This window comes from Desulfonatronum parangueonense (genome assembly GCF_054656975.1).
On sequence record NZ_BAAHXH010000003.1, the window covers coordinates 2,194,152 to 2,219,862 of the forward strand.

Consider the following 25,711-nt stretch of genomic DNA (forward strand, 5'->3'; position numbering starts at 1 on the left):
TCAAGTCACGTTGGTTGGGTGTTGAAAACTTGGGAGTCATGATATCTGCCGGCATTTTGCTGACAATATGCAAAAAAATGGGTTACTGTTCAGCGGTTTCCTGGAGCCGAGTCGCCAGGTTCAGGAGGGCGTGACGAGCGGGCTCGTACTCGAAATCCTCCAGGAATTCCAAGGCCTGTCCGGCCTGATCAAGAAAGGACGTGGGGAGGGGAAGAGTCCGGAGTTCCTCAAGTGTGGTCTGGGCCTGAAGCTGATCCTGGTCCAGGAGGTCCAGGATTTCGCGGGTCAGCGTCAGGGCTCTGGCCATGGTGAGCGGGTCAGGGTGATTCGGCGTGGGGGATGTGGATGGCTGGGACGGGGGGACAGGCTCAGCTTCCGGTTCGTTGCCGGATTCGTTTCCCGGCGCCAGATCGGCAAGCAGCCGGGGCAGGCTGGTCAGGACCGTGTCCAGGCAAGAGCGCAGGTCATTGAACGATTGATGCAGGGCGGACCGATCATGCACCGGATCGGCCAGCAGGGCCTCAACCACCTTCGCGTTCCGGGCCAGATCGTCCATCCCCAGGTTGGCGGCGGAACCTTTCAGGGTGTGGGCCAGGCGCTGGGCGTCCTGCAGTTGGCCCTCCTGGAGCAGGCGTTCCAGGTCTTCCGGAAAATGGGCATGCTGGGCCGGGAACCTGGCCAGTAATTTTCGGTACAGCTTCCGGTTGCCCAGGGTCCTGGCCAGGGCTGTCGGGACATCGATGCCTGGAGCATCGAAGGATGGCAGGTCGCCGGAAGCCTCGGGCAAAGACCGCCGGCCCAAAATGTCCGACTCGCTCTCCGCCGCCCGTTCACCCGGCGGGATCCAGTCCACCAGGGTTTGCATGAGTTCCAGGGGCTGGATGGGCTTGGTCAGGTGTCCGCTCATGCCCGCGACCAAGCTTTTTTCCCGGTCACCGTCCATGGCATGGGCGGTCAGGGCGATGATCGGGATTCTGGGATGCTGGAATTCTGTAACGCTGGGATTCTGAAATGTTGGTGGTGCTGATACAGGGAGCGTTTCGGATTGTTCTGTCCGGCCTTGGGTGCCGACATTCCAGCATTGCAGCATTCCGGCATTCTCTTCCTCCGCCTCTCTGATCCGCCGTGTGGCTTCAAGGCCGTCCATTTTCGGCATCTGGATGTCCATCAGGATAAGATCGTACGGGGTTGTGGCCGCGGCATGGACGGCCTCCGCTCCGGTGCGGACCTTGTCCACGATCATTCCGGCCTTGTGCAGGTGCGTGACCACCAGTTCCAGGTTGATCTCGTTGTCCTCAGCCACAAGGATGCGCGCTCCGCGGATCAGCCCGAGCTGGGCCGCCAGGGTGTCCGGATGGGCGGATTCCTGTATCGGCTCCAGGGCTCCGTGGGCCTTTTCCAGGTTCAGATCAACGCTGAACGTCGCACCCTGGCCCGGTATGCTGTGGACCTTGATCCCACCGCCCATCAGTTCCGTGAGTTTTTTGCTGATGGCTAGGCCCAGGCCGGTTCCGGGGTGCTTGCGGGATGCCGAGGAATCCACCTGAAAAAAATTGTCAAACAGCAGGGGCTGCATGTCCTCGGGAATGCCCGGACCGGTATCGCGGACCGTGAAGCGCAGGGGGACCAGTTCCGCTGTCCCCACGGCGGGGCTGGAAAGCGCGGCGTGCTCCTCTTCCGGAATCCGGGAAACACGGACGCGGACTTCCCCCTGGTCCGTGAATTTCAGGGCATTGCTGATCAGGTTGTTCACTATCTGGGTGAGCAGCAAGGGGTCGCCGCGCAGCCGGGCAGGCACGTCGGGTTCCGCGTGGCAAGTGAACGCCAGCCCCTTGTCCTGGACCGCCCCCATGGCCCCGGATGTCCAGTTTTGCAACAGATCGTCCAGGTCGAAATCCTGCACCCGGATCTCCTGCTTGCCGGCCTCGACCTTGGACAGGTCGAGAATGTCGTTGACAACGCTTAACAGCAGGTGCCCGCTGTGCTTGATATGCCTGGCGTAACGCTCCTGGACGGCATCTAGGTTCGTCTCCAGGAGCAGGCCGGCCATGCCCAGGATGCCGTTCATGGGGGTGCGGATTTCATGGCTCATGTTGGCCAGGAAATCGGATTTGACCTGGTTGGCCTTCTGGGCCTGGTCCCGGGCCGCTTCCAGCTCCTGCTGCTTCTGGCGCAGCCCGGCCTGAGCCTGTTTGCGCCAGGACACCTCCCGGGCCAGGCGCCGGTTCCAGAAGGTGAACAGCAGGATGAGGGTCGCTGCCGCGGCCAACACCTGCCAGAGCAGGGTTTTGTCCACCTCGTGGGCGTAGCGGATGGAAATCCAGTCGTTGTAGATGGCATCGCGTTCCCATTGCGGGATGCCGTCCAGGCCTTTCTGGAGGATGGAGCGCAGTTCGGGCTGATCCTGGCGTACGGCCATGGCCATGTGGTAGGTGTACGGGGTTTCCCCGGACACCCGGATCTGGGTCAGGCCCGTGGCGCCGATATAGTAACTGGTGGTGACCAGGTTGCCGACGTAGGCAAAGACCTGTTCCCTGGCCACCAGGCGCAAGGCGTTCGCGACGTTCATGGCCGGAACCAGCTCCAGTTGGGGATAGTCCTGGTCCAGCCATTTGTGGCTGGCATGGTCCTGGACCACGGCGGTTTTTTTCCCGGACAGGGCCTGCAGATTGCCCAGGTAGGCGGACTGGGTCTTGGAAAAAATGGCCACGGGCATGGACAGATAGGGATTCGTGAACAGAAAATCCCGCAATCGCTGGGGGGTGCCGGCCATGGCCGGAAGCAGATCCACCTCGCCCTCCCGCAGGGCCTGCTCGGCCAGGCTCCAATTGGAGAAAGCCACCGGCTCGAAGCGGACGTTCAGGAGCTCTTCCAGGCGCTTCAGATAGGCCGAGGTAATGCCCTGGTGGCTGCCGTCCGCGGCGGTGAATTCCACCGGTGCCCAGGTCGGGTCATAGCCGTAGCGCAACACTTTTCGGCGGCTCAGCCATTCATGTTCCTCGCGGCTGAAAACCTGGCGCGGTCCCCCCTGCCGACCGAACCAGCGTTCCCAGACGTGCTGTTTTTCCGGCTCGTCCAGGCTCAGATAGGCTTTGCGGAGCACGCTCTCCAGCAGATCGCGATCCTTGCGAATCATGTAGATGTGGCCGTGCAGGTCGGGCAGGCCCTGGAACTCGGCAATGCCTTTGACTTCCAAATTGTTGAAGAAGTTGCTCCGGAGAATGTAGGTTCCGCTGTGCAGATCGTATATCGCGGCATCGGCCTGACCGGCGTCCACCAACTGCAGCATCTGGATCGGATCTCTGGCCGGGACGATCTTCACGTCGCGCAGCTCTGTCTGCATCAAGTCCTGCAGGGCAAAGCCAGCGCTGGAGGAGATGCGCTTGCCGTGCAGGGAGTCCAGGGAAGTGATGCGTGGATCGTCCTTGCGGGCGAAAATGACCATGGTCAGTGTCGCCTTGTGGGGGGAGAAGCTGTAGGCTTGAGCCCGCTCCGGAGTCCAGAGCATTCCCATGACCGTGTCCAGGTCCCCCTCTTCCACCATGCGCAGCAGCTCGGGCAGGGGGGCGTACTCAAACCGCGGTTCCAGCCCGGCCCGGGAGCTGATCAAGTGCAGAAAATCAATGACATACCCGGTCATCCGCCCGTCCCGGCCCTGCATGACGTAAGGCGGGTTGTCCGTGCCCCCCGCGGTGAAAACCGGATTGCGGGCTACCCATTCCCGTTCTTCAGGGGTCAGATCCAGGGCAGCCGAACGCGCGGTGAGCACATCGACTCCCAGCCAGCGCTGCTGGATGGCCTGGAATTCCTCAAGGGTGATGGCGGCCAGGCCTTTATTCAAAATGGAAAGCAGTTCCGGCCGGTCGGCACGGACGGAAAAGACCATGTCAGAGAGGCTTTCCGGGATGATCCCGGCCATCGTAAAACCGTAGACTAGGTTTTGTCGCCGCCATACTTCCAGATATCCAGCAGCCACCACTGCGTCGACCTGCCGACTCAAAAGCGCCATGGTCAGCGTTTCCAGATCCGGCAAGGGCACGGGGATGATGTCCGGATGGGTCCCAAGCAGCTCGGCAATACGATCGGACCGATCAATATAGCCCACTTGGTGGCCCCGTAGATCCGCCAAACCTCGAAACTGGTCGAGGTCTTTGGAACGGGTGTAGATGGAATAGTAGGTCTGGGACAGGGGGTGGCTGAACTGAAATGTTTCCTGTCGAGCCTGCAACGGCACGGTGGGCGCCAGCCCGTCCAGCAGGCCCCGCTCGGCCAGTTGGACAACTTCGGCCCACGGTCCCACCCGAAGCTGGATGTTTGCGCCGATCTTGCGGTTGAGCAAATCCAGGATGTCCGGGAGGGCTCCCCTCCACTGTCCGCTCTCGCGGCCTGTCACGGCTGGTGGAAAATCCAGGGAGGAGCCCAGGGTGATCACCGGATTGCGCTCCAGCCAAGCCTGTTCGGTCGGTGTCAGCCGGACCCGCTGGGGATCTTCTCCGGCCCAGACTGGAGTTGGGAGCTGCAACAGGGCCAAAAGCCAGACCAGATGACAGACCAAAAGACAGGTCTGAAGACAGGCCGGCAGCCAACCAGCCGGTCCTCTGCCCGAGCCGGACCAAAGCAGAGCCGGCTGGCGGGCAGGGGGGAAGCACCGGGTGCGGGAGGGCCGTCGCGGGATCATGGCTCCAACGCGCAGATCGGCAGTGTCTCACCGTCAACAGCGGTGATCACCAGCGTCGTGGAATTGTCCGTATCCGAGGTTTCCATGGCCAGTCCGTAGCCCATGGTGTCGGCCATCAGCCTGGCCGAATAGGTGCCCAGGCCGGTGCCGTACTGTTTGCCGTGGGTCTTGTATTTTTGGAAAAAGTTTTCGCGCACAGGTTCCGGGACCGCGCCTCGGTTGCGGATGCGCAGAGTCGGCACCGGCTTTTGGGACAGCTCCACGGCAATGGTTTCACCATCCGGGGAGGCCTCTACGGCATTGAGCAACAGGTTGCTAAGCATGCAGAACAGCAGGCGCTCCTCGGTCCCCACCCAGAAAGGCTCCACGGCCGGACGCCCGTCCAGTGTCACTTCCTCTCTGAGGGATTTGGCCTGGAGTTTGGATCGCAGGTTGCCCAGAACCTCCCGAATCACGCCGAGGGCGTCCACCCGTCGCGGGAGATACTGGTAGGCCCCGGTCTCCATTTTGATCAGATCCAGGGAGTTGTCGATCATCCGCAGCATGCGCTGCCCGGACTCTTCGAGCAACCGCAGCATTTCCCGCTGCTCCCCGGCAATGGCTTCATCCTGCAGCAGCACCCCGGCCAGGCCGATAATCCCACTCAGGGGACTCCGCAGATCATGGCGCATGATCCGGTCCACGTCCTCCTTGAGCCGCTCATGGTCCTTGCGGTCGGAAATATCCTCCTTGACGGCCACATAGTTGACGACCATGCCGTCGTCATCCAGGACCGGCGAGATGGATGCCGTTTCCCAGTACAGGTCGCCGTTTTTTTTTCGGTTCAGGATTTCGCCCCGCCAGGCTTGGCCCGCGGCGATGGTCCGCCACATGTCGGCATAAAAATCGTCGTCATGGCGACCGGATTTGAGCACCCGGGGGTTCAGGCCCAGGGCCTCGTGGAGCGTATAACCCGTGGTCTCGGTGAAGGCCGGGTTGACATATTCGATGGTCCCGTCGAGATCGGTAATCACGATGCTCGCCAAGCTGTTGCGCACTGCCAGGGACAGTTTCTGCAGATCATTGCGGGTGCGTTGCAGCTCCAGGTGGTTTTGCAGCCGGGCCAGGACGATCTCCGGATGGAAAGGCTTGGTAATGTAGTCCACGGCCCCCAGTTCCAGCCCGTAATGCTCGTCTCTGGCCGCGGTGCGGGCCGTGATGAAAATCACGGGGATGGACCGGGTGACCGGATTGGCCTTGAGCCTTCGGCAGACCTCGTAACCGTCCATATCCGGCATCATCACGTCCAGAAGGATGATGTCCGGCCGGGGAATATTTTCAGCAAGGGCCAATGCCCGGGTGCCATCCCTGGCCGCCTGGATCACGTAGTGGTCCTTGAGCAGATTCATCAGCATACTGAGATTGTCGGAATTGTCGTCCACCAGGAGCACCCGGGGCTGTTGATCTGTATGTAACATCATCGATCTCCATGGAGAGGCCAGGCTCCTTGCGCCAACAGCCTTTTGAAGGGAAGATGGCATATTTTGTTGTAACTATTCCGCAAACTCATGCTGTTGCCGAGTTTGACACCGGTATCGGGGTCGGTATCGAAGCGAGGCCATTTGTGAGGGAAATCCAATGTTTTCGATACCGTTCCGATACCGATTATCGGAGGAAAAATGTATGCTGAGTAGATACATTTTGTTTACCATGAAATGCTTTGTACCTGTTCAGCACATTTTGTGTTCACTCTTGCTCCGGCAAACGGGATCGGAGTCGGGGGCGGAATCGAAATTGAAGCCATTCAGCGCCGCCTCTGCGCGTTTTCAATGCCGAGACCTATTCCGACTCCGGCAAAAGCATTACTCTATGGCTGAGTCGTTACACGCAGAAGGGATTGTTCACAATAGGTTGATATTGAGAAGTCGGCGTACGCCCCAAGCGGGGATTTCATCAAGCCTGGGCCTGGTGCCGGGCCAGCAGGGCTTCCAGCCAGCCTTGCGCCTCATCTTCGCCGCAAACGCCTTGGCCGTATGTGAACCATTATCATTTTCACCTGATTGATCCGGAATGGGGGCATGTAACGATCAAGATGAGCGGAGGCCGGCCGCAAAAAGCATAACATCGTGTTTTCAGTCGCAACGACTTGAAGTGACGAGGCCGGTGAGGGAGTTTCGAGCCGTCCCAAAACAGGGAACCCAGCCTGCTGGGATACTCAATGCACCGGCGGAGGGCCGGCACTTATCGAAATCGAAATCGCTATCGAAATCGAGTAGTTTCAAAACGATTTCGATCTCGATTTCGAGTAGTTTCAAAACGATTTCGATCTCGATTTCGAGTAACTACTCAGCACATACGGTGCATGATCATTCTCCAGCACTGGATTCCGGCTTTCGCCGGAATGACGTATCTGGCCAAGCCTTTACCACGCTACCCTGCCCAACAGACTCGGCCCAACAGACTCGGGGTCTACGACGGGTTAGGATATAATTCACCACAATGAGCACGGAAGGAGGAGCTTTCCATTTCTTTGCTCTGTGTCCTCTGTGCCCTCTGTGGTAAAACCAACTCAGACTTTCTTTTTTGCAAAGGGCATAACCCCAGGATCAACAATTCAATGATGTTGAGCGACAAAATCGGCAGCGTTTTCAGCAAATAGCAGGCCATGAATCAAGACTCTTCCGTTCCGGCAGACTGAACCATCGTTTTCCATTTCATTTTCATTGCCATCCTCGCGCATCCGGCATAAATCCTTTTGCGGCTTGCAAAACCACACTCTAGGAACAGGCAATCCCAAGAACATGAAAACTCTCTACCTGCGATGTCCCAACAACCTTCCTCCGCAATAGCGCTCCACAACCTCTGCTTCTCCTACCCGGACAATCCCGATGTGCTTCGGGATCTCAACCTAACTGTCTTGCCCGGACAGCGCGTTGGGCTGATCGGGCCGAACGGGGCGGGCAAGACGACCCTGTTCATGACCATCTGCGGCATTCTCAAGCCGACATCCGGCCAGGTTCTGGTTCTGGACAAGCCAGTGACCAGCGGCAGCTTCAATCCGCAAGTGGCCCTGGTTTTTCAGAAATCCGACGATCAGTTGTTTTGTCCTTCCGTGTGGGAGGATGTGGCTTTTGGACCCGAGAACATGGGCTTGTCCGGCGACGAGGTGAACCAGCGGGTCCGGGATGCCCTGGTCACGGTGGGCGCCATGGATCTGGCCCAGCGTCCCGTCCATCACCTTTCCGAGGGCGAAAAACGCATCGTCTCCATTGCCGGAGCCCTGGCCATGCAGCCCCGGGTGCTCATTTACGACGAACCCAGCGCGGGCCTGGACATCCGCGCCAGACGCCGGCTGATCAACCTGCTCAAGCAGGGCGACCAGACCCTGCTCATCGCCTCCCACGACCTGGAAATGGTCCTGGAAGTCTGCGAACGGGTCGTGCTCATGGATCAGGGGCTGATCGTCGCCGATGGTCCGGCCCTTGAAATCATGGCCGACGAGGATCTGATGACGGCTCACGGCCAGGAAAAACCCCACTCCCTGATTCCCCACTGCCTGCCGCACAAACATTGATTCCCCTTGATTGACAACGTTTCGTGCTGATCAACCCTTGCCGTAGGCAAGGCAACCGTTATTCGCCTGGCACTGGAATTTCGGCGCAAAAAAACCCGCATCTCGAAAGACGCGGGTTATTTTGATGCTCTCATGCCAAGCCTACTGTTTCAACACGCATTTCACCAGGGCATTTTCCGGATGATAGGTCAGGAAATCATCACCCTGGCCTTTATCGATGCTCAAGGAGCCCAGTTGCGGAAGATCCACGGCATTGCCGTCTTTCAGGGTCTTGACCGGCACGGAAAAAATGGCGTCCACGATTTTTTCCGCAGTGGAGTCATCTTTCACCACTTCCGAAAGTCCATCCTTCAACGCATTGATATATGTTCTTTTTTCGATCATCGTAAGTTCTCCTTCGTTTTACCAGGACGACAATCATCGTCTCTTTGCCATCCCATGGCGTGAGGGCAGCCGAGCCGTCAGCCGCCGATTCATCTCCTACCTTCCCAGGCTTTGAATCAACTCATCGGAAGGCTTGAAACAAAGACAATTTTCTCCCGCGGAACGGTCGATATCAATGTGGCCCAATTTTGGAAGTTCCACGGAATCCCCGTTTTCAAGAGCCTTCACGGGAACATGGAACACGATGTCCAGCATGTTTTCCGCGATGTCGTCATCCGTGACCACGTCCGGCAAACTTTCCTTCAACGCTTTGATGTATGGGCTTTTATCAGTCATGGTGAATCCTCCCGGGTTGCAGTGTAAGCGATGTGTCCCCTTGCGACGCGACAAAGCCGAACCGTTCCTGAACAAGCTCTTGATCAGCAGCCTTCGAGGATACGGAGGCTTTCGAGGCTGTTGATCCAAAATCCTATCTTTGGCTCACCTCGCTGCCACTGGAACTTCAAAATGGATGCCAAGCCGTGTGGTTCACTGAGTACCTGAAATCACGGATTTTGGCGGCACAACCGACTGTCATGCCGGCTTTCGATTCTCCATGGGTGAGAACCTTGTCTTGCGATTTGGGAAATGGCAGTGCAAAAGTTGGAAAATTTTCGAAAGAGAAAGAAAGGGGCCGGTGCTTCGGGCCAGGATGAGGGAAACGGTCAAAAAAAGCTGCCCTTCAGTTCAGCGACTGTTGCAAGCTGCTTTCATGTGCGGACGAGGAGTGAAGGAGAGTGAACTGCAACACTTTACCGCAAATTCTGAGTATTGGCCGCTTGAAGGTTTTACGGCATAGAGGGAGGACGATGCGATCTCTGGGGCTGGATAATCGTATCCCCGGTGGGGGACGTAATCATCCTCGCCCCGGATCGCGCAGAGAAACAGCTCTGTTCCGAACGCTGATTCTATATCAATTTTTCAGAGATCCAGGCCGGTGACCGCATCCAACGGCAAGGCAAAAGCCAAACCGAATCCCTTTTCGCTCAAATGGCATGCCTTGTTCAATTTCTTCAAAAGGTCAGAAACGATTTCCCGGGGACTGACCACGTAGATGACCTCCTTCTGGGGCTCGAGCGGGATTCCGAGCAGGCTGGCCTGCGACCTGATGCTTGCTCCTCTCGCAAAGACTATTGTTCCACCGCTGGCCCCGTTTTCTTCGGCAATGCGGATCACCTCCTCGCTGTAGCCGGGGTTGACGATGGCCACAACCAGAGAAAAATTCTTGTCCATTAAAGGCACTCTTCTCATCCTCCTTTTTCAAGGTTTCGCTGAAATGCCAGGCCGACGAGCAAAACAGCGACGCAAAGGCAAATGCCCAATGCCAGATATCTTGCCTGGATCGAGCCGGCTGTCGTTCGCTCCACCTGGGTGCAAAGAATGTTCTCCGCGCGCTCGGCCCTGGTCAGCCAGAACCCGAACAAAGCCGCGAGGGGGACCAGCAGCCAGCATACCCTTAGCAAATAGGAATATAAAAAACAAACGCTTGTTTATTGATCTGGATCTGTCGCGACCATGCAGCCAACCAACCGCCCCTGCTCCAGTCGATAGACCTCGTCCATGTATTCCAGCCCCGCCGGTCTGTGGGTGATCAGCAGCACGGAGCGCCCGCGCATCACCGGCTCCAGGCCTTGCCAGAACGCGGATTCCGTCGCAGCGTCCAGGCCTTCGGTGGGTTCGTCCAGGATCAGGATGGGCGCGTCCTTGAGCAGGGCCCGGGCCACGCTCAATCTCCGGGACTGTCCCCCGGACAGCCTGGCGCCGAACTGCCCCACCTGGCTCTTCAGACCTTTCGGCAGCGATAGGATGAATTCCTCCAGACGGGCCGTGCGCGCTGCTTCCAGCAGCCGGGCGTCCGTGGCATGGGGATCGCCCAGGCGCAGATTCTCGCCGATGCTCGCATTGAACAGGAAAACGTGCTGGGACACCACGGCCATCCTGGACCGGACGTCCTCTCCGGAACAGGCGCGCAGCTCCCGCCCGCCCAGCATGATATCGCCCTGATCGTACTTCCAGAACCGCAGCAGGATCTGTTGCAGGGTCGTCTTGCCCGAGCCCGCGGCCCCGACAATGCCCACCCTGCGGCCCTGGGGCAGGTCGAGATGCACGTTTCGCAGCACTGGTTCCCCGCGACCGGGATAGGTGAAGGACAGGTCGCGGATCACCAGGTCGTTTCCTTCTGACAAAACCGCCGGTTGAACCGGCTCGCGCACCGGAGGCCGGGCTTCGGTAACCTCCAATATCCTTCCCGTGGCAGCCCGGATCTGGCCCCACATCCGCCATGCGCCGGGAAGCGGCTGAATGGCCTCGAAGCTGACCAGGGCCAGCACCGCCAGCATGGGCAGGGTTGCCGGCGCCCATGCTCCTTCGGCAACCAGAGGAATGCCGATCAGCAGCACCAGCCACATGGCCAGGCCCGAGGCCAGCCCCACCGCGCCCTGGGCAAAGCTCTCCAGCCGGGCCGAGCGCCTCTGGTGCTCGATAAGGCCCTGGTTCGCCTCCCGGACCAGCTCCCGATGCCGGATCCGGCCGCCGAAGACCATCAACTCCTCCATGCCCCGCACCCCGTCCACCACCAGACAGCGCATCCGGGCCGCGGTCCGGATCTGCTCCGCTCCCGGCCCTTCTCCCATCCGCAGGCAGAACCACGGCAGGACCGCTCCCGCCAGCAGCCACAAGAAGGCCAAGCCCAGGGCCAAACCGGGATCGAAGGCCAGGAAAAAGACAAAAGCGCAGGTCCCCACGCAGACGGCTGCTCCGACCGGGAGCAGCAGCCGCAGGTAGAAGTTGTCCAGGAGATCGATATCCGCCCGCAGCCGGCTGAACAGGTCCGCGCTGTGCATCTTCCCCAGTCCGGCGGGAACCAGGGGTACAAGGCGCTCGAAAAAACGGACCCGCAGATCGCCCAGCAGCCGCAGGGTGGCGTCGTGGGTCAGCAGCCGTTCGGCGTAGCGGCCGATGGTGCGCACAATGGCCATGCTCCGGATGATCGCCGCGGGCAGAAAATAGTTGAATACCCCGCCGGCAGCGCCGGCCAGGGCCATGGAAGCCAGAAACCAGGCCGCCACGCTCAGCAGGGTCATGTTCGCCAGCACGGTGACCACGGAACAGATCATGCCCAGCAGCAGCCAGGGCCATTTCGCGCGGGCCATGGAGAACAGCAGCCGGAACTCGCGGCCATGTTTTCCGGTGGACTTGCTCATGACTCACCCCCGGGCGGAACAAGTTCCAGGACCACGTCCGCCAACTCCCGCAGCCGGGCGTCATGGGAAGCCGCCACCAAGGTCCGCTTGCCCGCCAGGGAACGCAGTGCCGTCAGAACCGTTTCCCGGCTTTCCGCGTCGAGATGGGCCGTGGGTTCGTCCAGCAGAAGCAGCGGCGCCTCCTTGCACAGGGCCCTGGTCAGGGCCAGACGCTGCCGTTGCCCGCCGGACAATCCGCCGCCGCCTTCCTCCACCCGGGTTCGCCATCCCTGAGGCAGAGAGGCCAGATCCCTGTCCAGCCCGGTCAATGCCGCCACGGCCTCCAGTTTCCGCCGGTCATCCTCCGATGGTTCGCCGTGGCGATGCAGAAGGATGTTGTCCAGAATGGTTCCCTGGAGGACAAAGGGATTCTGGGGCATCCAGGACACGTGGCGCAGCCAGGCTTCCTGGTCCACCTCGCCCAGGTCCGCGCCGTTGACCAGGACCCGTCCCCCATCCGGCGCGACCGTGCCCAGCAGAATCCGAAGCAGGGTCGTCTTGCCCGCGCCGCTGGGGCCGGCCAGAACCGTCAGTGCTCCAGCCGGGATGCCCAGGTTGACCTGATGGAGAACCATCGAATCGCGGCCATGACCGTAGCTGACACCGGCGATCTCCATTCGGACGGAGGCCCATTGCGGGCGGAGCTTTCCTTCTTCCAGCGTGCGCGGCTGCTCCGCCAGCAGGGCTACCAAACCCTGGGCCGCGGCCATGGCCGACAGCCGGGAATGGTAATGCGCGCCCAGGGAGCGCAGAGGCAGATAGAATTCCGGGGCCAGGAGCAGAATGAAGAACCCCGTCTGGAACGACATGGTTCCGGCGAGCAGCTTGAAGCCGATGATCACGGCCACCACGGCCACGCTGACCGTGGCCAGAAATTCCAGGACCAGGGCCGAAAGAAAAGCGATCTTGAGCACGGAAACCGTGGTTTCCCGGTAGTTGTCCGTGATCCGGGCGATGATTTCGGCTTCCCGGCGGGTGGCGTTGAACAGCTTCAGGGTGGTCAGGCCCTGGAGGCTGTCCAGGAAACGGGCGCTGAGCGAAGCCAGCCGCCGCCATTGGCGCTGATTGATCCGCTCGGCCCGCTTGCCGATGAGAATCATGAAAAAGGGGATGAACGGCGCGGTGAACAGCAGAATCAGTCCGCTGACCAGATCCAGTGGCAGCACGAAGGCCAGCACGGCCACGGGGATCAGGGCCGCCGTCGCGGCCTGGGGCAGATATCTGGAATAATACGCTTCCAGCCCTTCCACCCCGTCCGTCAGGTAATGGGCCAGATCCCCGCTGGATCGCGCCCGCAGACGATCCGGCCCCAGGGCGTGCAGATGGTCGTAGAGCTGCATCCGGATCCCGCTCTTGACCCGGGCCGCGGCCTGAAAGCCCAGTTGTTCCCCACCCCAGACCAGAGCGGCCCGCACCAGCATCAGGCCTGGCAGCGCCAGCACCGGCCCGAGCAGGTCAGCCAGCCCCCGCCCGGCGAAAAGAACCTCGTGCACCACAAAGGCCAGAATCCCGGCCTGCAGAATCAGCACGATCCCGGCGAGAAAGCCCAGCGAAACCGCGAGCAGCAACTGGCCTTGCACCTGCCGGGCCGCGGCGGGGAGCCATTGTTTGGGTTTCAAGGAACCCTGCCGCTCAAGGGAATGTTTCATGTCGTCGGATTTGGTTGACACTTTTACGCCCGGAAACGGATCGTTACGCATTTGAAGTGTTTTCTCCGGGAACTTAGAAATGTTGTCTCCTGAAATCGCAGCGGGATTCAGTCACATAGCCCAGGGTTGCGGCGTTCGCGACGCTACCCTGGGACCAAGCTCGTGTCTTTCTTCAACCCCTGAATAACTGGGCGCTGGAGCGCCCAGGGCTGCATTCGGGAACCTGGGAACGCGGGGCTCCGCACCCGCTCTTCAAAAATCGCGAGTGCAGAGCCTCGTGATCCCGGCAAAAACACCCATAAACATCGAAACCGTCTTTGATAAATTCCCGGTGTACGCACATTGAACGTAACTGCCCAAAGGTCGGACCATAAGATGTTTCTATGCAAAATTCCCAGCAAGCCGAGTTTCGTGACCAAGCTACGGGGGCCATGTTCCAGCCGGAACTTTGCCTGAGTGCGTTACTCCGTTGCCGCACTGGGGTGCGGCGCTCCCGGGCGCTCCCAGGATTTGCCGCGTTGCATTGCTGCAAGTTTTTGGGCAGTTACAAATGTTGGTCCAAAAAGAGAAAGCGGCCGATTTCCAGCCGCCTTCCTGCAATGATGATTCATGTAGGCGCCCGCGGCTGGATCAGGTCGTGACCGCGGGAGCATGGCCAGGTTCCGCCGTCAGTACGCCTCTTCGTATGCCAGATGCTCGTCCTTGATCTTGTAGCCGAAGGTCACATGCAGCCAGCTCTGGTAAATGATAACCAGGGGAATGAAAACCAGGGTCACCCCGAGCATGATCTTCAAGGTCAGCGGGCTGGACGCCGAATTGGCGATGGTCATGCTGTAGGCCGGATCGATGGTCGAAGGCAAGAGGGTCGGAAAGAGACCGACCACGCCGAACAGGGTCACGCTGACAATGGCCACGGCCGATGCGGTCCAGGCCTTGAGCATGGCCCGCCTGCCCAGGGCCGCTCGTGCCGTGACCAGGCCGCCCACGGCCAGAAGCAGGATCACGAACAGGACTGGGTTGTTGACGTAGTTGACGAACAGATTCGTGACAAAGGCGGTCATCACCAGGAACAGAACCACCGCAACCATCAAGGCCACCCACAGCTTTTCGGCCATGGCCGCGGCCCGATCCGCAATGGGCCCCTCGGACTTGACGCCCAGCCACAATGCCCCGTGCAGGGTGAACATCAGCACGAAGAGCACGCCGCCCAGCAGTCCGTAGGGATTGAGCAGATTCAGAATCCCGCCTTCGTTGATGCCCTCGCCGTTCAAGGGAATCCCCTGGAAGATGTTCGCGAAGGCCACGCCCAGCAGCAGGGCCGGCAGGAAGCTGCCTGCGATATGAAAGCCGTCAAAGACTCTGCGCCAGGCATCGTGATCCACCTTGCGCCGAAACTCGAAGGAAATCCCTCGCAGAATCAGGGCGAACAGCAGCAGCATCAGGGCCGTGTACATCCCGCTGAACAGGGCGGCGTAGGTGGCCGGGAACGCGGCGAAGGTCACCCCGCCGGCGGTGATCAGCCAGACCTGGTTCCCGTCCCAGAACGGTCCGGCCGCATTGTACATGATCCGCCGGTCCCGATCGTCCCTGGCCAAAAACGGCATCAGGGTTCCCAGGCCGAGATCGTACCCGTCCAGGGCAAAATACACCGCCCAGAGCACACCCCACAAAATAAACCAGGTTGTTTCCAGCGTCATATCATCACTCTCCTCTTAACAAGTCCATTGAAGTTCCATCGTGTCCAACTCAGCAAAGTTCGAAGAAAGGCGTGGATACCGGCGTTCGCCGGTGTGACAAACATGGAAAGGCATGTTGAGACAAGTCATTCCGGCAAAAGTCGGAATCCAGCGCAGGTGAATGAGCATGCATCGAATCTGCTGAGTAGATCCGCTTCATCAACCACTCCCGTTAGGCCGGGATCGTCTCCGGCCGCAACCCCACCGCCTCGGCCTGGGCCTGTTCGTCCTCGCTGCTTTCCCGCACCGACTTCGGCCCCTTGCGGCCATGATAGGACAACAGGAACACGTTCAGCGCCACCAGGAGGGAGTAGATCATCACGAAGAGCGTCAGGGAGAAGGCCACCTGACCGAAGGAGATGCCGGCGGAAAATGCGTCCTCAGTGCGCATCAGACCGTTCACGATCCATGGCTGCCGGCCCATCTCGGCCACAATCCAGCCCAGCTGCACGGCGATGTACGGCAGGGGGATGGCCCAGGGCAGAATGCGCAGCAAAAGCGGAGAAGCTTGTGGATCCCCGCGCCGGATCCAGACCCATGCCGCCAGGGCAGGGAGGAGAAAACCGAGGGCGACCATGGTCCGGAAGGAGAGAAAGGTCATCATCACCGGGGGCCGGTCTTCCCTGGGGATGTCCTTCAGCCCCGTAACCTCGGCGTCGAAGGAGTGGTAGGCCAACATGGACAGACCTCCCGGCACGGGCAGCAGTTGCACCAGATTCCGCTCGTTGGCCGGATCGGGAATCACGAACAGATACTGCGGCGCCCGGGTCATGGTGTCCCAGTGGGATTCCATGGCCGCCAGCTTGGCGGGCTGGTACCTGGCCACCGTGGAACCGTGGTGGTGCCCCTGCACCACCAGGGCCAGGGCGAAGACCAGTGTAAAGGGGGCGGCGATGCGGAACGAGCGCTGGAAAAAGTCCACATTGCTCTTCCGGGCGATATGCCAGGCGGAAATGCCCAGGACGAAGAAGCCGCTGAGCACGTAGGCGGAAAAGAGGACATGCAGGAACTGCTGCCAGGCAAAGGGATTGGTGATCAGGGCCCAGAAGCTTTCCAGTTCGGCGCGGTTCCCGTTGATCACGAAACCGGTGGGGTTCTGCATCCAGCCGTTGGCCATCAGGATCCAGAAGGACGACAGACTGGCCGCGAAAGCCACCAGCCAGATGCTGAGGTTGTGCAGTTTCGGGGAGATGCGGTCCCAGCCGAAGACCCAGACCGCCAGAAAGGTGGATTCCAGGAAAAAGGCCAGAGTCGCTTCAATGGCCAGCAGGGAGCCGAAAACATCCCCGACATAGGCCGAATAGCGGGACCAGTTGGTTCCGAACTGGAATTCCAGGGCAATCCCGGTGACCACGCCCAGGGCGAAGTTGATCAGAAACAACTTTCCCCAGAACTTGGCCATCCGCTTGTAGACCTCTTCCCCCGTGCGGATCCACTTGAACTCCATGTAGGCCACCAGAATGGAAAGCCCCAGAGTCAGAGGCACGAAGATAAAGTGCACAAACGTGGTCAAAGCGAACTGCAATCGAGACAACAAGAGAACATCCACCGCCTTACCTCCTTACGTTACAGTATCAGAGCCATTATGATCACCACCGCCCCGCGGACGATGATTATCTTCCGCGCAAAGCAGATCGGAAAGCGGAACGCTCAGGGTTGAACGCAGCCCTTCCCGAGCGTCCGTCCAGACTCGATGCACTCCGCAAAACACACTGCGATGGCAGCTGTCCGGGCGGAAAAGACATTCATTCAAAAAGATCTCGCCCTCCACCGCCTCGATCACTTCCAGCAGGGTCACCTCTTCCGGGGTCCGGAGCATCCGGTATCCGCCCCGCGGGCCCTGCACAATCTGAATCAACCCCGCCTTGGCCAGGTTCTGCGCAATCTTGGCCAGGAACGATACGGGAATCCGCATTGCTTCCGATACATCTTTTTTCAGGACGATGTCCTGTTCCTGCTTGCCGGCCAGGAACAGCATGCACCGAACCGAGTATTCCCCCGCCTTGGTCAACATCATGAATTGCAACCCCCTATACAGGACAAATCGGACTTGTTTTGTCTCATATAGGCGCCACTGATTCCTGTCAAGAAGAAGATGCAATTGTCTGGAACAACTCGACTGAATTGGACGACAACCCGGTCAATGCTCGAACTTGCAGCCCATCCCGCAGACTTGTCTTGCCTTGGAGCACCTTGGAGCATGGCCGCACAAACATACCTGGGAACGCGGGACTCCGCACACGCTCTTCAGAAATCGCGAGTGCAGAGCCTCGCGTTCCCGGCAAAAACAGATACCATGAAGAAACCGACCGTGAGCATCAAGGGTATGAATGATCGGTTGCCCGGCCTCGGTGATGGACGCCCAGGGAAATCCTGTCGTCATCCCCTTCAATTGCGGAGATCCTGTCCAGCATCTCCTCGATGTTCTCGAGTTCATGCGCCATCTTTTTCGCCTATTCTGGGTTCGTCAAGATTATAGATAGAACTTTTTCATATCACCCGCAGAGAGACATGTCTTTGCGTTGACAGCATTGCGGAGGTGTCTGTAATCTTGGGATTTGAAAGGAGGGCCTAGCATGCCTACTTTAGAGAGAATTCAGGAAGAGATCGTCGCATTGCCGTATGACGATCAGATCAAGCTGTCTAAATGGTTCAGTTCAATGGATGGAAAAATCTGGGATCAGGAGATTGAAAAAGATTTCCAAGCAGGTGGCCCTGGGCATAAGCTTCTTGAGAAGGTGAAAGCTGACTTTATTCAAGGAAAATGCGTCCAGTGGGATTGATTTGTTATACCCATCCTGATTTTTGGAAAGGGTACAAGAAGTTACAGGAGGATATTCAACGACTTGCCGACAATAAGTTTGAACTTTTCAAGGATAATCCTCATCATCCTTCGCTAGGCTTTGCAAAGAAAGGTAATGTATGGACAGTGGATGTCGGTTATCACCACAGGGCTATTGGATACAGGGAAGGAAATGAAATAGTCTGGTTCTGGATCGGCACCCATGAAGAATACAACACCCTTATGAATCGCTTGTAGTTTACTGAAGAACCAAACGCCTTCGTTTTTTCTTCTTGCCTACTTCACCCTGAGCAGTTAAGGGCAATTCGGAATGGTTTGCCGGCTCTGCCTGGATGCCCAAAACGCGTGGAGACAAGGCATGCCTTGTCTCTACAATATTCCAACCCCAACCACCCGCATCCGCATCCAGCCTGAACGCGCGTAGAGACAAGGCATGCCTTGTCTCTACATAATTGCGTCCCCACGCCTCGCGATCGCATGGGACAGGATGTACGTGGACACGTAGAGACAAGGCATGCCTTGTCTCTCATCCCGCATTGTTGTTTTTGATGTCATGCGTTGGGTGCTAGAAAATATACCTCATGATCAGCACGACGCTGACGCCCGTCCAGAGATAGGCGAAAAGCGCGACCAGGCCGTCGCGGGCAACCAGGGCCAGGCCGAAGGCGCCCACGGCGACGCCCGCGGCGGAGGCGGAAAATGGCACCAGTTCCATGATCGGCATGCCCGCGGCAATGATCAGGCAGGAGACGGCGATGGCATAGGTTCCGAAGGATCGGACCAGAATCGCAAATCGCGGTTTGAGCAGAAGGTCGATATGGCGCGCCGGCATTTTCATCCAGGACATCGCCTTGTTCAGCCTTTTCCTGGGAATGGAACGCCGCAACAACCATGCGGGCAACCAGAAGTGGTTCCTGCCGATAATCATCTGTACGGCAATCAACAGCACCAGGGTGGCCATGGTCGTCGGCATCCCCGGCATTCCGCTCAAAGGCGATACCATGAAGAAGCCGACCGTGAGCATCAAGGGTCCGAAAGATCGGCTGCCCACGGCCTCGGTGATGGCACCCAGAGAAATCCTGTCGTCCTCCCCTTCAATTTCGGAGATCCTGTCCAGCATTTCCTCGATGCTTTCCAATTCATGCGCCATTTTTCGTCCTGTTCCGAACTCCGATCACCTGTCATGGCACCTTGAAGGACCTCTATGGTTGCCGCAATCGTCACGCTTCACGCACAATCTCATTCTTTTCGAAGAGCATCAACTCACCGAGAGCGATGATTCCCTGCTCCCACTGCTTGCGATGTTGGGCATATTCCATCAGGCCGAGTTCGGGGTCTTGCCGTACCGGGACACCGGATTCCTGCATTCGAGCCCGGACTCTCTGATAGTGTGCTTCCCAGTCCGCAGGCTCGGAAGTTGCCTTCTGCTCAAACGGTGATCCTAAATTTTCAGAAAGCATTGCCCCGGAAAAAAACGAAAGCAGAGACATGCCGCCACTCCACAACTCTTCCGCAGCGGCTCCGCGAATCTGAGGGGCATATCGCTGGTCATCCAGCGTTGTCTTGAAGAGGCTGACCGTATCCAGGCTGATGAACAGGATACGAGGCATGCTGTACAGTGCTTTTGAAAAGCGAAAATATTTCAGAACCGGATAAAAGTGGTGCGATTCCTGAATGGTGGTGAGGTGAAGCGAAATTTCCGTGAATTGCTGCTGGGCGAAGATCAGCTCTTGATCAACGGCCAGCCGCGAGACGTATTCGGCGGGATCCCCGGAGTTCAGGGTCTTTCCGTGCAGGGACACGGCAAATGAGTTCCGCTGCCGCAAGGCATCAAACAAACTCAGAAACCAGGTGATGATGAGCGTGAAAAAAGAGAAACCGATTACGGACTGGACGACCATCAGGATACGGTACAAATCGTTGTCCGGAATGATGTTTCCGGTTCCCAGCGTTGAGAATGAATAACCGCTGTAATACAAGGCGACAAGGAAACCCGTCGGTGTCGGGCCATTGTCCGAGACCACGCTGATTCCCAGTTGCGGCCAGATGATCAGGGCGAATCCGGTGACGAGCAGAACGATCCAAAGAAGTGTCAGGACAACGATGATTGTCGGTCCACAGAGGGACAGGACCAAGTGCTTGCGACGGGGAACCAAGCCGCCCGTTTTCCTGAACAGGTACCAGACACAGCGGTTCACTCCCGGAGAAAGCAGCCCGACGCCGCTGCGGGCGTACAACACCGTCAGGAAAACATCCACCGCCGCGCACAAGACCAGAAGTGCGCCCAGGGTATAAAGTATCCAATCCATGTAGCGTCCTTCGTCTTCTTTTTTGGCTGAGCAAGCACTGTTTGCAACTACTCAGCTCATCCGAGTAAATCGGACTGGATACCCGCCTTCCCGGGTATGACTAATCCGGAGACAGCATTGAAAACAAGTCATTCCCGCGAAGGCGGGAATCCAGGGCATGCTTGCCGCAAGTTTTTGAAAGCCAACCTTTCCAGCTCTGAAGCTGAGTAGTTATCAACTTTTTTTCTATCCGCGTATTACGCGGCTGCGTAATCTACGGATAACTTCTTTAAACATCCCTGATAGTTACCGATCCTCCTGAAATTCAAGCGTCAGCAGATAATGAATCAGGGCGTCCTGCTCCTGCCGTGTATATCCGGCCTCTTCATCAACCCAGTGACCATGGCCGGTTCCGGTGACCTTAGTCATTCGAAGCTCTTCCGAGTCCGCCGTGACCTTGATCAACCGCCGACGCAGTTCCCTGTCCACCAGGGCCCGCAGGCTGTTCACGGGATCAGGCCTGATTCCGGCGTGGAATGTTCCAGGAATGCCGATCTGCGTCTGCGCATCCCGTCCCACGGCGATGCTCCCGTCATGCAGATACGGGGGCGACCACCAGAGCCCCATCAGCCCTTTTACCTTGAACCCGCCTTCTCCCCTCTCGTCCTGGGCGTAGGCCATGCGCACCTCGTCCATGTCCAGACGATCCAGAGGCACTTCGATCATTCGCGCATTGAGGGGCACGGGTACAGGGGTGTCCCAGGACCAGGTCGTGGGGGGAAAGATCATGGCATCCCAGTTGTTGGCGTTGGCCCGGGCTCTTGAAGGGCTGGCCCCGACTTCACGGGCCGGAAGAATCCTGTTGTTGGTGTATGCCGGACCGCTGTGGCAGCCGCCGCATCCCGCTGCCTGGAAAACGTCCCGGCCCTGGATCCGCAACGCCTCCACTCGCTCGATGGGTGGAGGCGGCGGCGCCAGGGTGTTCTGGAACGCGGACATGGCGTTGTTCTCGAACCAGACCAGGGAGCCGTTCTTGCTGATGAAGAGTCCATCCGGAGAAATCAGCGATCCTTTGGGAAAGGAGGGCGTATGGATCATTTCATTGAAACCCATGGTCGGCGGGGTCGGATTGATGCGCTGGAAGAATTCGGAAGGCAAATCTCCACTTTCCGGATCCCAGCGATACCGTCCGCGGGAGGAATTCTGGAGTACCATGGCATAGGTCAGTTCCTTGTCGAAACCGAAAAGATCCATCGAGGCCTCGGCTTGCGAAATCCCGTCGGAATTCAGCGCGTGGACGTTGTTGTTCAGCACCGACAACCCCATGAAGGGACCGGCTGCGGCGAACCCGGTCCACCCGTAAGGATGGTCCTGCCAGGTGAAGGAATCCGGGATCTGGGACGGGTTGGCCACCAGATCGATGGTGGAATCGAAGGAGCCCGGTGGCCAGCTCATGAAGATCCTGTCCACGGCATCTTCCAGCAGTTCAGGATCGGGCAGCGCAACCGTGCGTCCGTCGGAGGTCGTGACCGTGCGGCTTGCATCGCTGACGAGATCATCAAGAGATCCAATCTCCGCATTGGCGAAAATTCCCGCCGAATTCGGCGCAAAGGCGATCAGCTTGCCGATGTTCAGGTTCAGGTTGGGCGCGCCTTCCACCACTTTTCCGCTCTCCATGTCCACGGCGCTGTGGCATGCGGCGCAGGTGATGCCCGCTCGAATCCTGCCGTGGGAATAGCGTACCTTCATTCCCAGGACGCTCAGACTTCCGGGGACGATGTCCAGCCCGGTGTTCACCATATCCCCACGGGAATACTCACGCCCCCCGATAATGGCGTCTCGGGCGACGCGGACCTGCAGGTTGTCGGTACCTTGACCCCGATTGGCAATGATGGCCCGGATGAATGACCACATGGTCAACGGTCCGTCCATGAAGCCGATCACGTCGGTGGAGAAAATTTCATTCCCAAAGGTCTCCTTGTAGAAGGTTTCCCTTCCCAGCTGGAGAAACTCAGGGTCGATCTCCACAGCCCCGTGCGCGGCTGTCAGCAACCTTGCCCCTTCAGCGGTATTCAGCAGTTCATCCGCCTCTTGCCTTGTCACGGAACGACCCCAGTAGTCATAGGCAATATCCGTGTTGATCCGTTCGGGATTCAATACCTTTTCCATTGGCGGCATGTAGGCATACTCGAATCGAATCAGCAGCGAAACCATCAACAACAAAACCAGAACAACGACCGCGTTTCTGGTCCACCGAAACGCCCTGCCACGCCGTTTTCTTTCTGTTTCAGCCATAAGCGACTCCTCGAACTGAACTACTGATAACCCGCAAGGTACCTCTGGAAAAACCGAGTGAGCCGTGAGAGCTCAACCCACCCGGCCTGCGTCAAACATCATCGAACCTCATTCAAGGAGCCGAACAGATTCCCGGATGAACGCCGGTATGTCATCCGGATTCCGGCTGGAGACCAGGTTGCCGTCCACTACCACCTCGCTGTCCTGGTACTTTGCCCCGGCATTCTTGATGTCCTGGACTATGGACTTGTAGCCGGTGACCTGACGTCCTTGCAGGACATCCGCCGTGATCAGCAGCTGCGGGCCGTGGCATATCGAGAAAACCGGCTTGCCCGAATGCATGAACATCCTGACAAAATCCACAGGAGCCTCATGAGCTCGCAACAAGTCCGGCGAGAAACCGCCGGGTATCAAGAGCGCATCAAAGTCATCCGGACTGACATCGACAACTGCCTTGTCGATTTCCACTGGCATCTGTTTTGATTTCCCTTTGACCGTCTTGCCTGCCTCAAGCCCCACGTTGACGACTTCATGCCCCTTTTCCCGGAACGCTTTCACAGGCTCCGAATACTCCACATCCTCGAAATAATCCGTCAAGATAGCAGCAATTTTCATCGTCATAACCCCCGGTTATAAATTTTGAAATTGTTCATGATCATGAAACAATCATAAACCCGATACTCGTGTGCTCCCAATAAAGCGGATTACCCAGCACAAACAAAAAAATACGGTAGTTTCTTTTGGCCAATCTCGTTTTCCCTGAAAATTCTACCAGAACCCATCCCGTGGATTACGTGATTACCAGTATTTGCAATCAGTATATCTGATTTAAACTGTCCATAATCAACTGAAACTCGTCAAAAATCATCAAGGAGACCTACGATGCCACATGAATTGTTGCAGACAATTGAGAAAGAGCATCTGGATGTCAAAGAATTGCTGCATAAAATCGAAAACAAGTCGGCAAGGGCCGTCAAGACAAAAGAAGATCTGTTCAAGAAGCTGAAACGGGAACTGATCCCGCACATGAAGGGCGAGGAAAAACATTTCTATCCTCTACTGCTCAACAAAAAAGCCGGCAAACAGGTGGGGTTGGAGGCCATGGAAGAGCATCACGCCGCGGAAACGCTGCTCAAGGAATTGGATCAGCTTCCCACGAGCGCGGAGAACTGGGATGCGAAATTTGCTGTTTTCGCGGAACTTGTGAGGCACCACATCCAGGAAGAAGAGGACAATGTATTCGATGCAGCGCAAGAAATGCTCGAAACTGAAGAATTGGATAAGGCGATGACCGGTTTTTTTGAAGAGAAAAAGGAGCATGAGAAAAAGTCGTAACTTTTTAATTGCTCAATAAAATATCGGGCGATGAAGTTCCCTGTGCAAGGTACCCATCGACGCGGAGTATCTCGTGCAAGCTACAGGGGGCTATGCGCCAGCCGGAACTTTGCCCTGAGTGCGTTACACCGTTGCCGCACTGGGGTGCGGCGCTCCCAGGATGTATCCCGTTGATTGTCACTAGTTTTGAGCAGTGTCTATTCAGCAAATCCGCGAAAAAGATCTGGATACCGGCGTTCGCCGGTATGACTGTATAGATGCAGCTTGCCATGATAAGTCATTCCGGCGAAAGCCGGAATCCAGTGCTGGTGAATGACCACCCTCCGGATGAACTGAATAGTTACTGAGCAGTTACGTAACTTTTTCTGCGGAGACCTGTTCCGTACTTCATGCTGATGAGCTGAACAGTTTCGAATTCGTAAACATCTCAACAAAGGGAGCTGAAAAATGGACAAGGATCAAGCAATTAAAAATTTAAATCATCTCGTGCAATTGGATATTGACGCGGTTCATGCATATGAACAGGCTCTCAAAAACATTGAGGTTCCGGCGATCCATGATCAATTGAGCAAATTCCGGGACGACCATAAACGGCATATCGAAGAACTCACTTCGGAAATACGAGCCTTGGGTGGCACGCCTCCGGAAGATGCTCCTGATTTCAAGGGTCAATTGATCTCGGGTTTTACCGCGATGAGAAGCAGTATCGGCGGCACGGAAGGCGCCCTGAAAGCCATGAAGACCAACGAGAAGCTTACCAACAAAAATTATGATGAAGCCATGACCTGGTCCCTGCCGGATTCGGCCAAGGCTATCGTGACAAAAGGCTTCAACGATGAACGCATTCATCTGGATTACATCGAAAGGACGCTTGATAAACGGACCTGGGAAGGCCTGGAAGACAGCTCCGCGACATCCACTGTGAATCCATGATGTATGGCGCATGTTCAATGATGCTTGGGAGTAGCCAAGTCTGGCCCTGCTGAGCGGTTTAACTTGCTTTTGAAGCAGAGCCTGTTGATTATCAACAGGCTCTGTTTGCGACAATAATTATTGACGCAATATTAAGATGTTAATGTTCTTATCAACGACTCGCCGTGATGATCGCTTCACGAGAATCTTCCTTGCCCCGTTCAATTTTTTCGCAAAATTCCTGAAAATCACCTCGTAGCGCCTTGAGCGCATACCTTTCGACATCGATCTCTCCCTTTGTCCGGACTCCCATCCGCCGAAAAACCGACAAGGGCGGGCACCAGCCCTGCAAGGCATGTTGCAGCAGGAATCCGGACACCATGACCGGCAGAGCAAACCATTTCCGGCCTGACAGGGCTCCCAGCCCCATTCCCATCAGAATCAACGTTGACGCGTTGGCCTGAAGAGTCCTTTCGATATCCCATTCCTCATCCAATTCTTCCAGGCGTTGATCAATGGACAAAGGACCATTGATGACGCATTGCCTGATGTTTTCCACCGTCTGTTCACGAATCTGTTGATTGACGTATTCCGGTGTATGTTCGGCGACGCGAGTTGCGGATTTCGGCAGCATGGGCAACCTCCTTATATGATAATTTTATGGGTTTATGTTCAGATGCTGTAACTACTCAGCTGATCCGAGTAAAATGCGGACTGGATACCCGCCTTCGCGGGCATGACTGACCCGGAGACGGCATGAAAAACAAAGTCATTCCCGCGAGAAACTAACCTCTTCT

23 protein-coding genes are annotated in these 25,711 nt (G+C 57.5%); 5 read left to right on the top strand and 18 right to left on the bottom strand.

Translation table 11 applies throughout. The annotated features are described in order from the left end of the window. Positions 1 to 82 precede the first annotated feature (82 nt). The 3 genes from ACYQ15_RS10040 to ACYQ15_RS10050 all read right to left on the bottom strand — a co-directional run bounded on the left by ACYQ15_RS10040 (position 83) and on the right by ACYQ15_RS10050 (position 7,397). Complete coding sequence (locus ACYQ15_RS10040; RefSeq protein ID WP_459937374.1) at positions 83 to 4,678, bottom strand: transporter substrate-binding domain-containing protein; 4,596 nt, start codon at positions 4,676 to 4,678, stop codon at positions 83 to 85. Next, positions 4,675 to 6,138 carry a response regulator gene (locus tag ACYQ15_RS10045; protein ID WP_459937375.1) on the bottom strand — a complete coding sequence of 488 codons (1,464 nt, stop codon included), beginning with the start codon at positions 6,136 to 6,138 and terminating at the stop codon, positions 4,675 to 4,677. Before ACYQ15_RS10045 ends, ACYQ15_RS10040 begins: the two co-directional genes overlap by 4 nt. Before the next feature lie 1,133 nt (positions 6,139 to 7,271). Then, positions 7,272 to 7,397 (bottom strand): hypothetical protein, encoded by a 126-nt coding sequence (locus ACYQ15_RS10050; RefSeq protein ID WP_459937376.1) that lies wholly within the window; start codon positions 7,395 to 7,397, stop codon positions 7,272 to 7,274. Between the two features lie 81 nt (positions 7,398 to 7,478). On the opposite strand from ACYQ15_RS10050, the gene ACYQ15_RS10055 reads away from it, so the two are divergent. Continuing rightward, the gene (locus ACYQ15_RS10055; protein WP_459937377.1) at positions 7,479 to 8,231 is read left to right on the top strand and encodes an energy-coupling factor ABC transporter ATP-binding protein; all 753 of its coding nucleotides are present in this window, start codon (positions 7,479 to 7,481) and stop codon (positions 8,229 to 8,231) included. A gap of 141 nt (positions 8,232 to 8,372) precedes the next feature. Here ACYQ15_RS10055 and ACYQ15_RS10060 read toward each other — a convergent pair whose 3' ends face one another. From ACYQ15_RS10060 to ACYQ15_RS10105, 10 genes are all read right to left on the bottom strand, one after another. Beyond that, the gene (locus ACYQ15_RS10060; RefSeq protein ID WP_459937378.1) at positions 8,373 to 8,615 is read right to left on the bottom strand and encodes a hypothetical protein; all 243 of its coding nucleotides are present in this window, start codon (positions 8,613 to 8,615) and stop codon (positions 8,373 to 8,375) included. Between the two features lie 96 nt (positions 8,616 to 8,711). Continuing rightward, positions 8,712 to 8,951: an HU family DNA-binding protein gene (locus ACYQ15_RS10065; protein WP_459937379.1), complete on the bottom strand. Its 240-nt coding sequence runs from the start codon at positions 8,949 to 8,951 to the stop codon at positions 8,712 to 8,714. A 624-nt stretch (positions 8,952 to 9,575) separates the two neighbouring features. Beyond that, positions 9,576 to 9,896 carry a P-II family nitrogen regulator gene (locus ACYQ15_RS10070; RefSeq protein WP_459937380.1) on the bottom strand — a complete coding sequence of 107 codons (321 nt, stop codon included), beginning with the start codon at positions 9,894 to 9,896 and terminating at the stop codon, positions 9,576 to 9,578. A 5-nt stretch (positions 9,897 to 9,901) separates the two neighbouring features. After that, a complete protein-coding gene (locus ACYQ15_RS10075; RefSeq protein WP_459937381.1) occupies positions 9,902 to 10,117 on the bottom strand; it encodes a DUF1538 family protein in 216 nt (71 codons plus the stop codon). Positions 10,118 to 10,144: 27 nt separating this feature from the next. Then, the gene (gene cydC / locus ACYQ15_RS10080; RefSeq protein ID WP_459937382.1) at positions 10,145 to 11,857 is read right to left on the bottom strand and encodes a thiol reductant ABC exporter subunit CydC; all 1,713 of its coding nucleotides are present in this window, start codon (positions 11,855 to 11,857) and stop codon (positions 10,145 to 10,147) included. Further along, positions 11,854 to 13,515: a thiol reductant ABC exporter subunit CydD gene (gene cydD, locus ACYQ15_RS10085; protein WP_459937383.1), complete on the bottom strand. Its 1,662-nt coding sequence runs from the start codon at positions 13,513 to 13,515 to the stop codon at positions 11,854 to 11,856. Before cydD ends, cydC begins: the two co-directional genes overlap by 4 nt. 698 nt (positions 13,516 to 14,213) lie before the next feature. Further along, on the bottom strand, positions 14,214 to 15,242 hold the full coding sequence (cydB, locus tag ACYQ15_RS10090) for a cytochrome d ubiquinol oxidase subunit II (protein WP_459937384.1): 1,029 nt from the start codon (positions 15,240 to 15,242) through the stop codon (positions 14,214 to 14,216). A 211-nt stretch (positions 15,243 to 15,453) separates the two neighbouring features. Further along, positions 15,454 to 16,830: a cytochrome ubiquinol oxidase subunit I gene (locus ACYQ15_RS10095; RefSeq protein ID WP_459937385.1), complete on the bottom strand. Its 1,377-nt coding sequence runs from the start codon at positions 16,828 to 16,830 to the stop codon at positions 15,454 to 15,456. A gap of 12 nt (positions 16,831 to 16,842) precedes the next feature. After that, positions 16,843 to 17,298 (bottom strand): RrF2 family transcriptional regulator, encoded by a 456-nt coding sequence (locus ACYQ15_RS10100; protein ID WP_459937386.1) that lies wholly within the window; start codon positions 17,296 to 17,298, stop codon positions 16,843 to 16,845. A gap of 301 nt (positions 17,299 to 17,599) precedes the next feature. Next, entirely contained in the window at positions 17,600 to 17,725 is a 126-nt protein-coding gene (locus tag ACYQ15_RS10105) for a hypothetical protein (protein WP_459937387.1), read from the bottom strand. A 132-nt stretch (positions 17,726 to 17,857) separates the two neighbouring features. Between ACYQ15_RS10105 and ACYQ15_RS10110 the strand changes: the two genes are divergently transcribed. After that, positions 17,858 to 18,064: a hypothetical protein gene (locus ACYQ15_RS10110; RefSeq protein WP_459937388.1), complete on the top strand. Its 207-nt coding sequence runs from the start codon at positions 17,858 to 17,860 to the stop codon at positions 18,062 to 18,064. After that, on the top strand, positions 18,055 to 18,321 hold the full coding sequence (locus ACYQ15_RS10115) for a type II toxin-antitoxin system RelE family toxin (protein WP_459937389.1): 267 nt from the start codon (positions 18,055 to 18,057) through the stop codon (positions 18,319 to 18,321). Before ACYQ15_RS10110 ends, ACYQ15_RS10115 begins: the two co-directional genes overlap by 10 nt. A 328-nt stretch (positions 18,322 to 18,649) precedes the next feature. Here ACYQ15_RS10115 and ACYQ15_RS10120 read toward each other — a convergent pair whose 3' ends face one another. From ACYQ15_RS10120 to ACYQ15_RS10135, 4 genes are all read right to left on the bottom strand, one after another. Further along, positions 18,650 to 19,234: an exopolysaccharide biosynthesis protein gene (locus ACYQ15_RS10120; protein WP_459937390.1), complete on the bottom strand. Its 585-nt coding sequence runs from the start codon at positions 19,232 to 19,234 to the stop codon at positions 18,650 to 18,652. Positions 19,235 to 19,304: 70 nt separating this feature from the next. Continuing rightward, positions 19,305 to 20,393, bottom strand: a complete 1,089-nt coding sequence (locus tag ACYQ15_RS10125; RefSeq protein ID WP_459937391.1) for a potassium channel family protein — start codon at positions 20,391 to 20,393, stop codon at positions 19,305 to 19,307. A 285-nt stretch (positions 20,394 to 20,678) separates the two neighbouring features. Continuing rightward, the gene (locus tag ACYQ15_RS10130) at positions 20,679 to 22,667 is read right to left on the bottom strand and encodes a hypothetical protein (protein ID WP_459937392.1); all 1,989 of its coding nucleotides are present in this window, start codon (positions 22,665 to 22,667) and stop codon (positions 20,679 to 20,681) included. A 108-nt stretch (positions 22,668 to 22,775) separates the two neighbouring features. Then, positions 22,776 to 23,282, bottom strand: a complete 507-nt coding sequence (locus ACYQ15_RS10135; RefSeq protein WP_459937393.1) for a type 1 glutamine amidotransferase domain-containing protein — start codon at positions 23,280 to 23,282, stop codon at positions 22,776 to 22,778. Positions 23,283 to 23,549: 267 nt separating this feature from the next. Between ACYQ15_RS10135 and ACYQ15_RS10140 the strand changes: the two genes are divergently transcribed. Together ACYQ15_RS10140 and ACYQ15_RS10145 are read left to right on the top strand one after the other, a co-directional pair. Further along, positions 23,550 to 24,002 carry a hemerythrin domain-containing protein gene (locus tag ACYQ15_RS10140; protein ID WP_459937394.1) on the top strand — a complete coding sequence of 151 codons (453 nt, stop codon included), beginning with the start codon at positions 23,550 to 23,552 and terminating at the stop codon, positions 24,000 to 24,002. Between the two features lie 447 nt (positions 24,003 to 24,449). Continuing rightward, positions 24,450 to 24,935, top strand: coding sequence for a DUF2383 domain-containing protein (locus ACYQ15_RS10145; RefSeq protein ID WP_459937395.1), 486 nt, complete (start codon positions 24,450 to 24,452; stop codon positions 24,933 to 24,935). A 151-nt stretch (positions 24,936 to 25,086) separates the two neighbouring features. Here ACYQ15_RS10145 and ACYQ15_RS10150 read toward each other — a convergent pair whose 3' ends face one another. After that, positions 25,087 to 25,548 (bottom strand): hypothetical protein, encoded by a 462-nt coding sequence (locus ACYQ15_RS10150; RefSeq protein WP_459937396.1) that lies wholly within the window; start codon positions 25,546 to 25,548, stop codon positions 25,087 to 25,089. Positions 25,549 to 25,711: the final 163 nt, after the last annotated feature.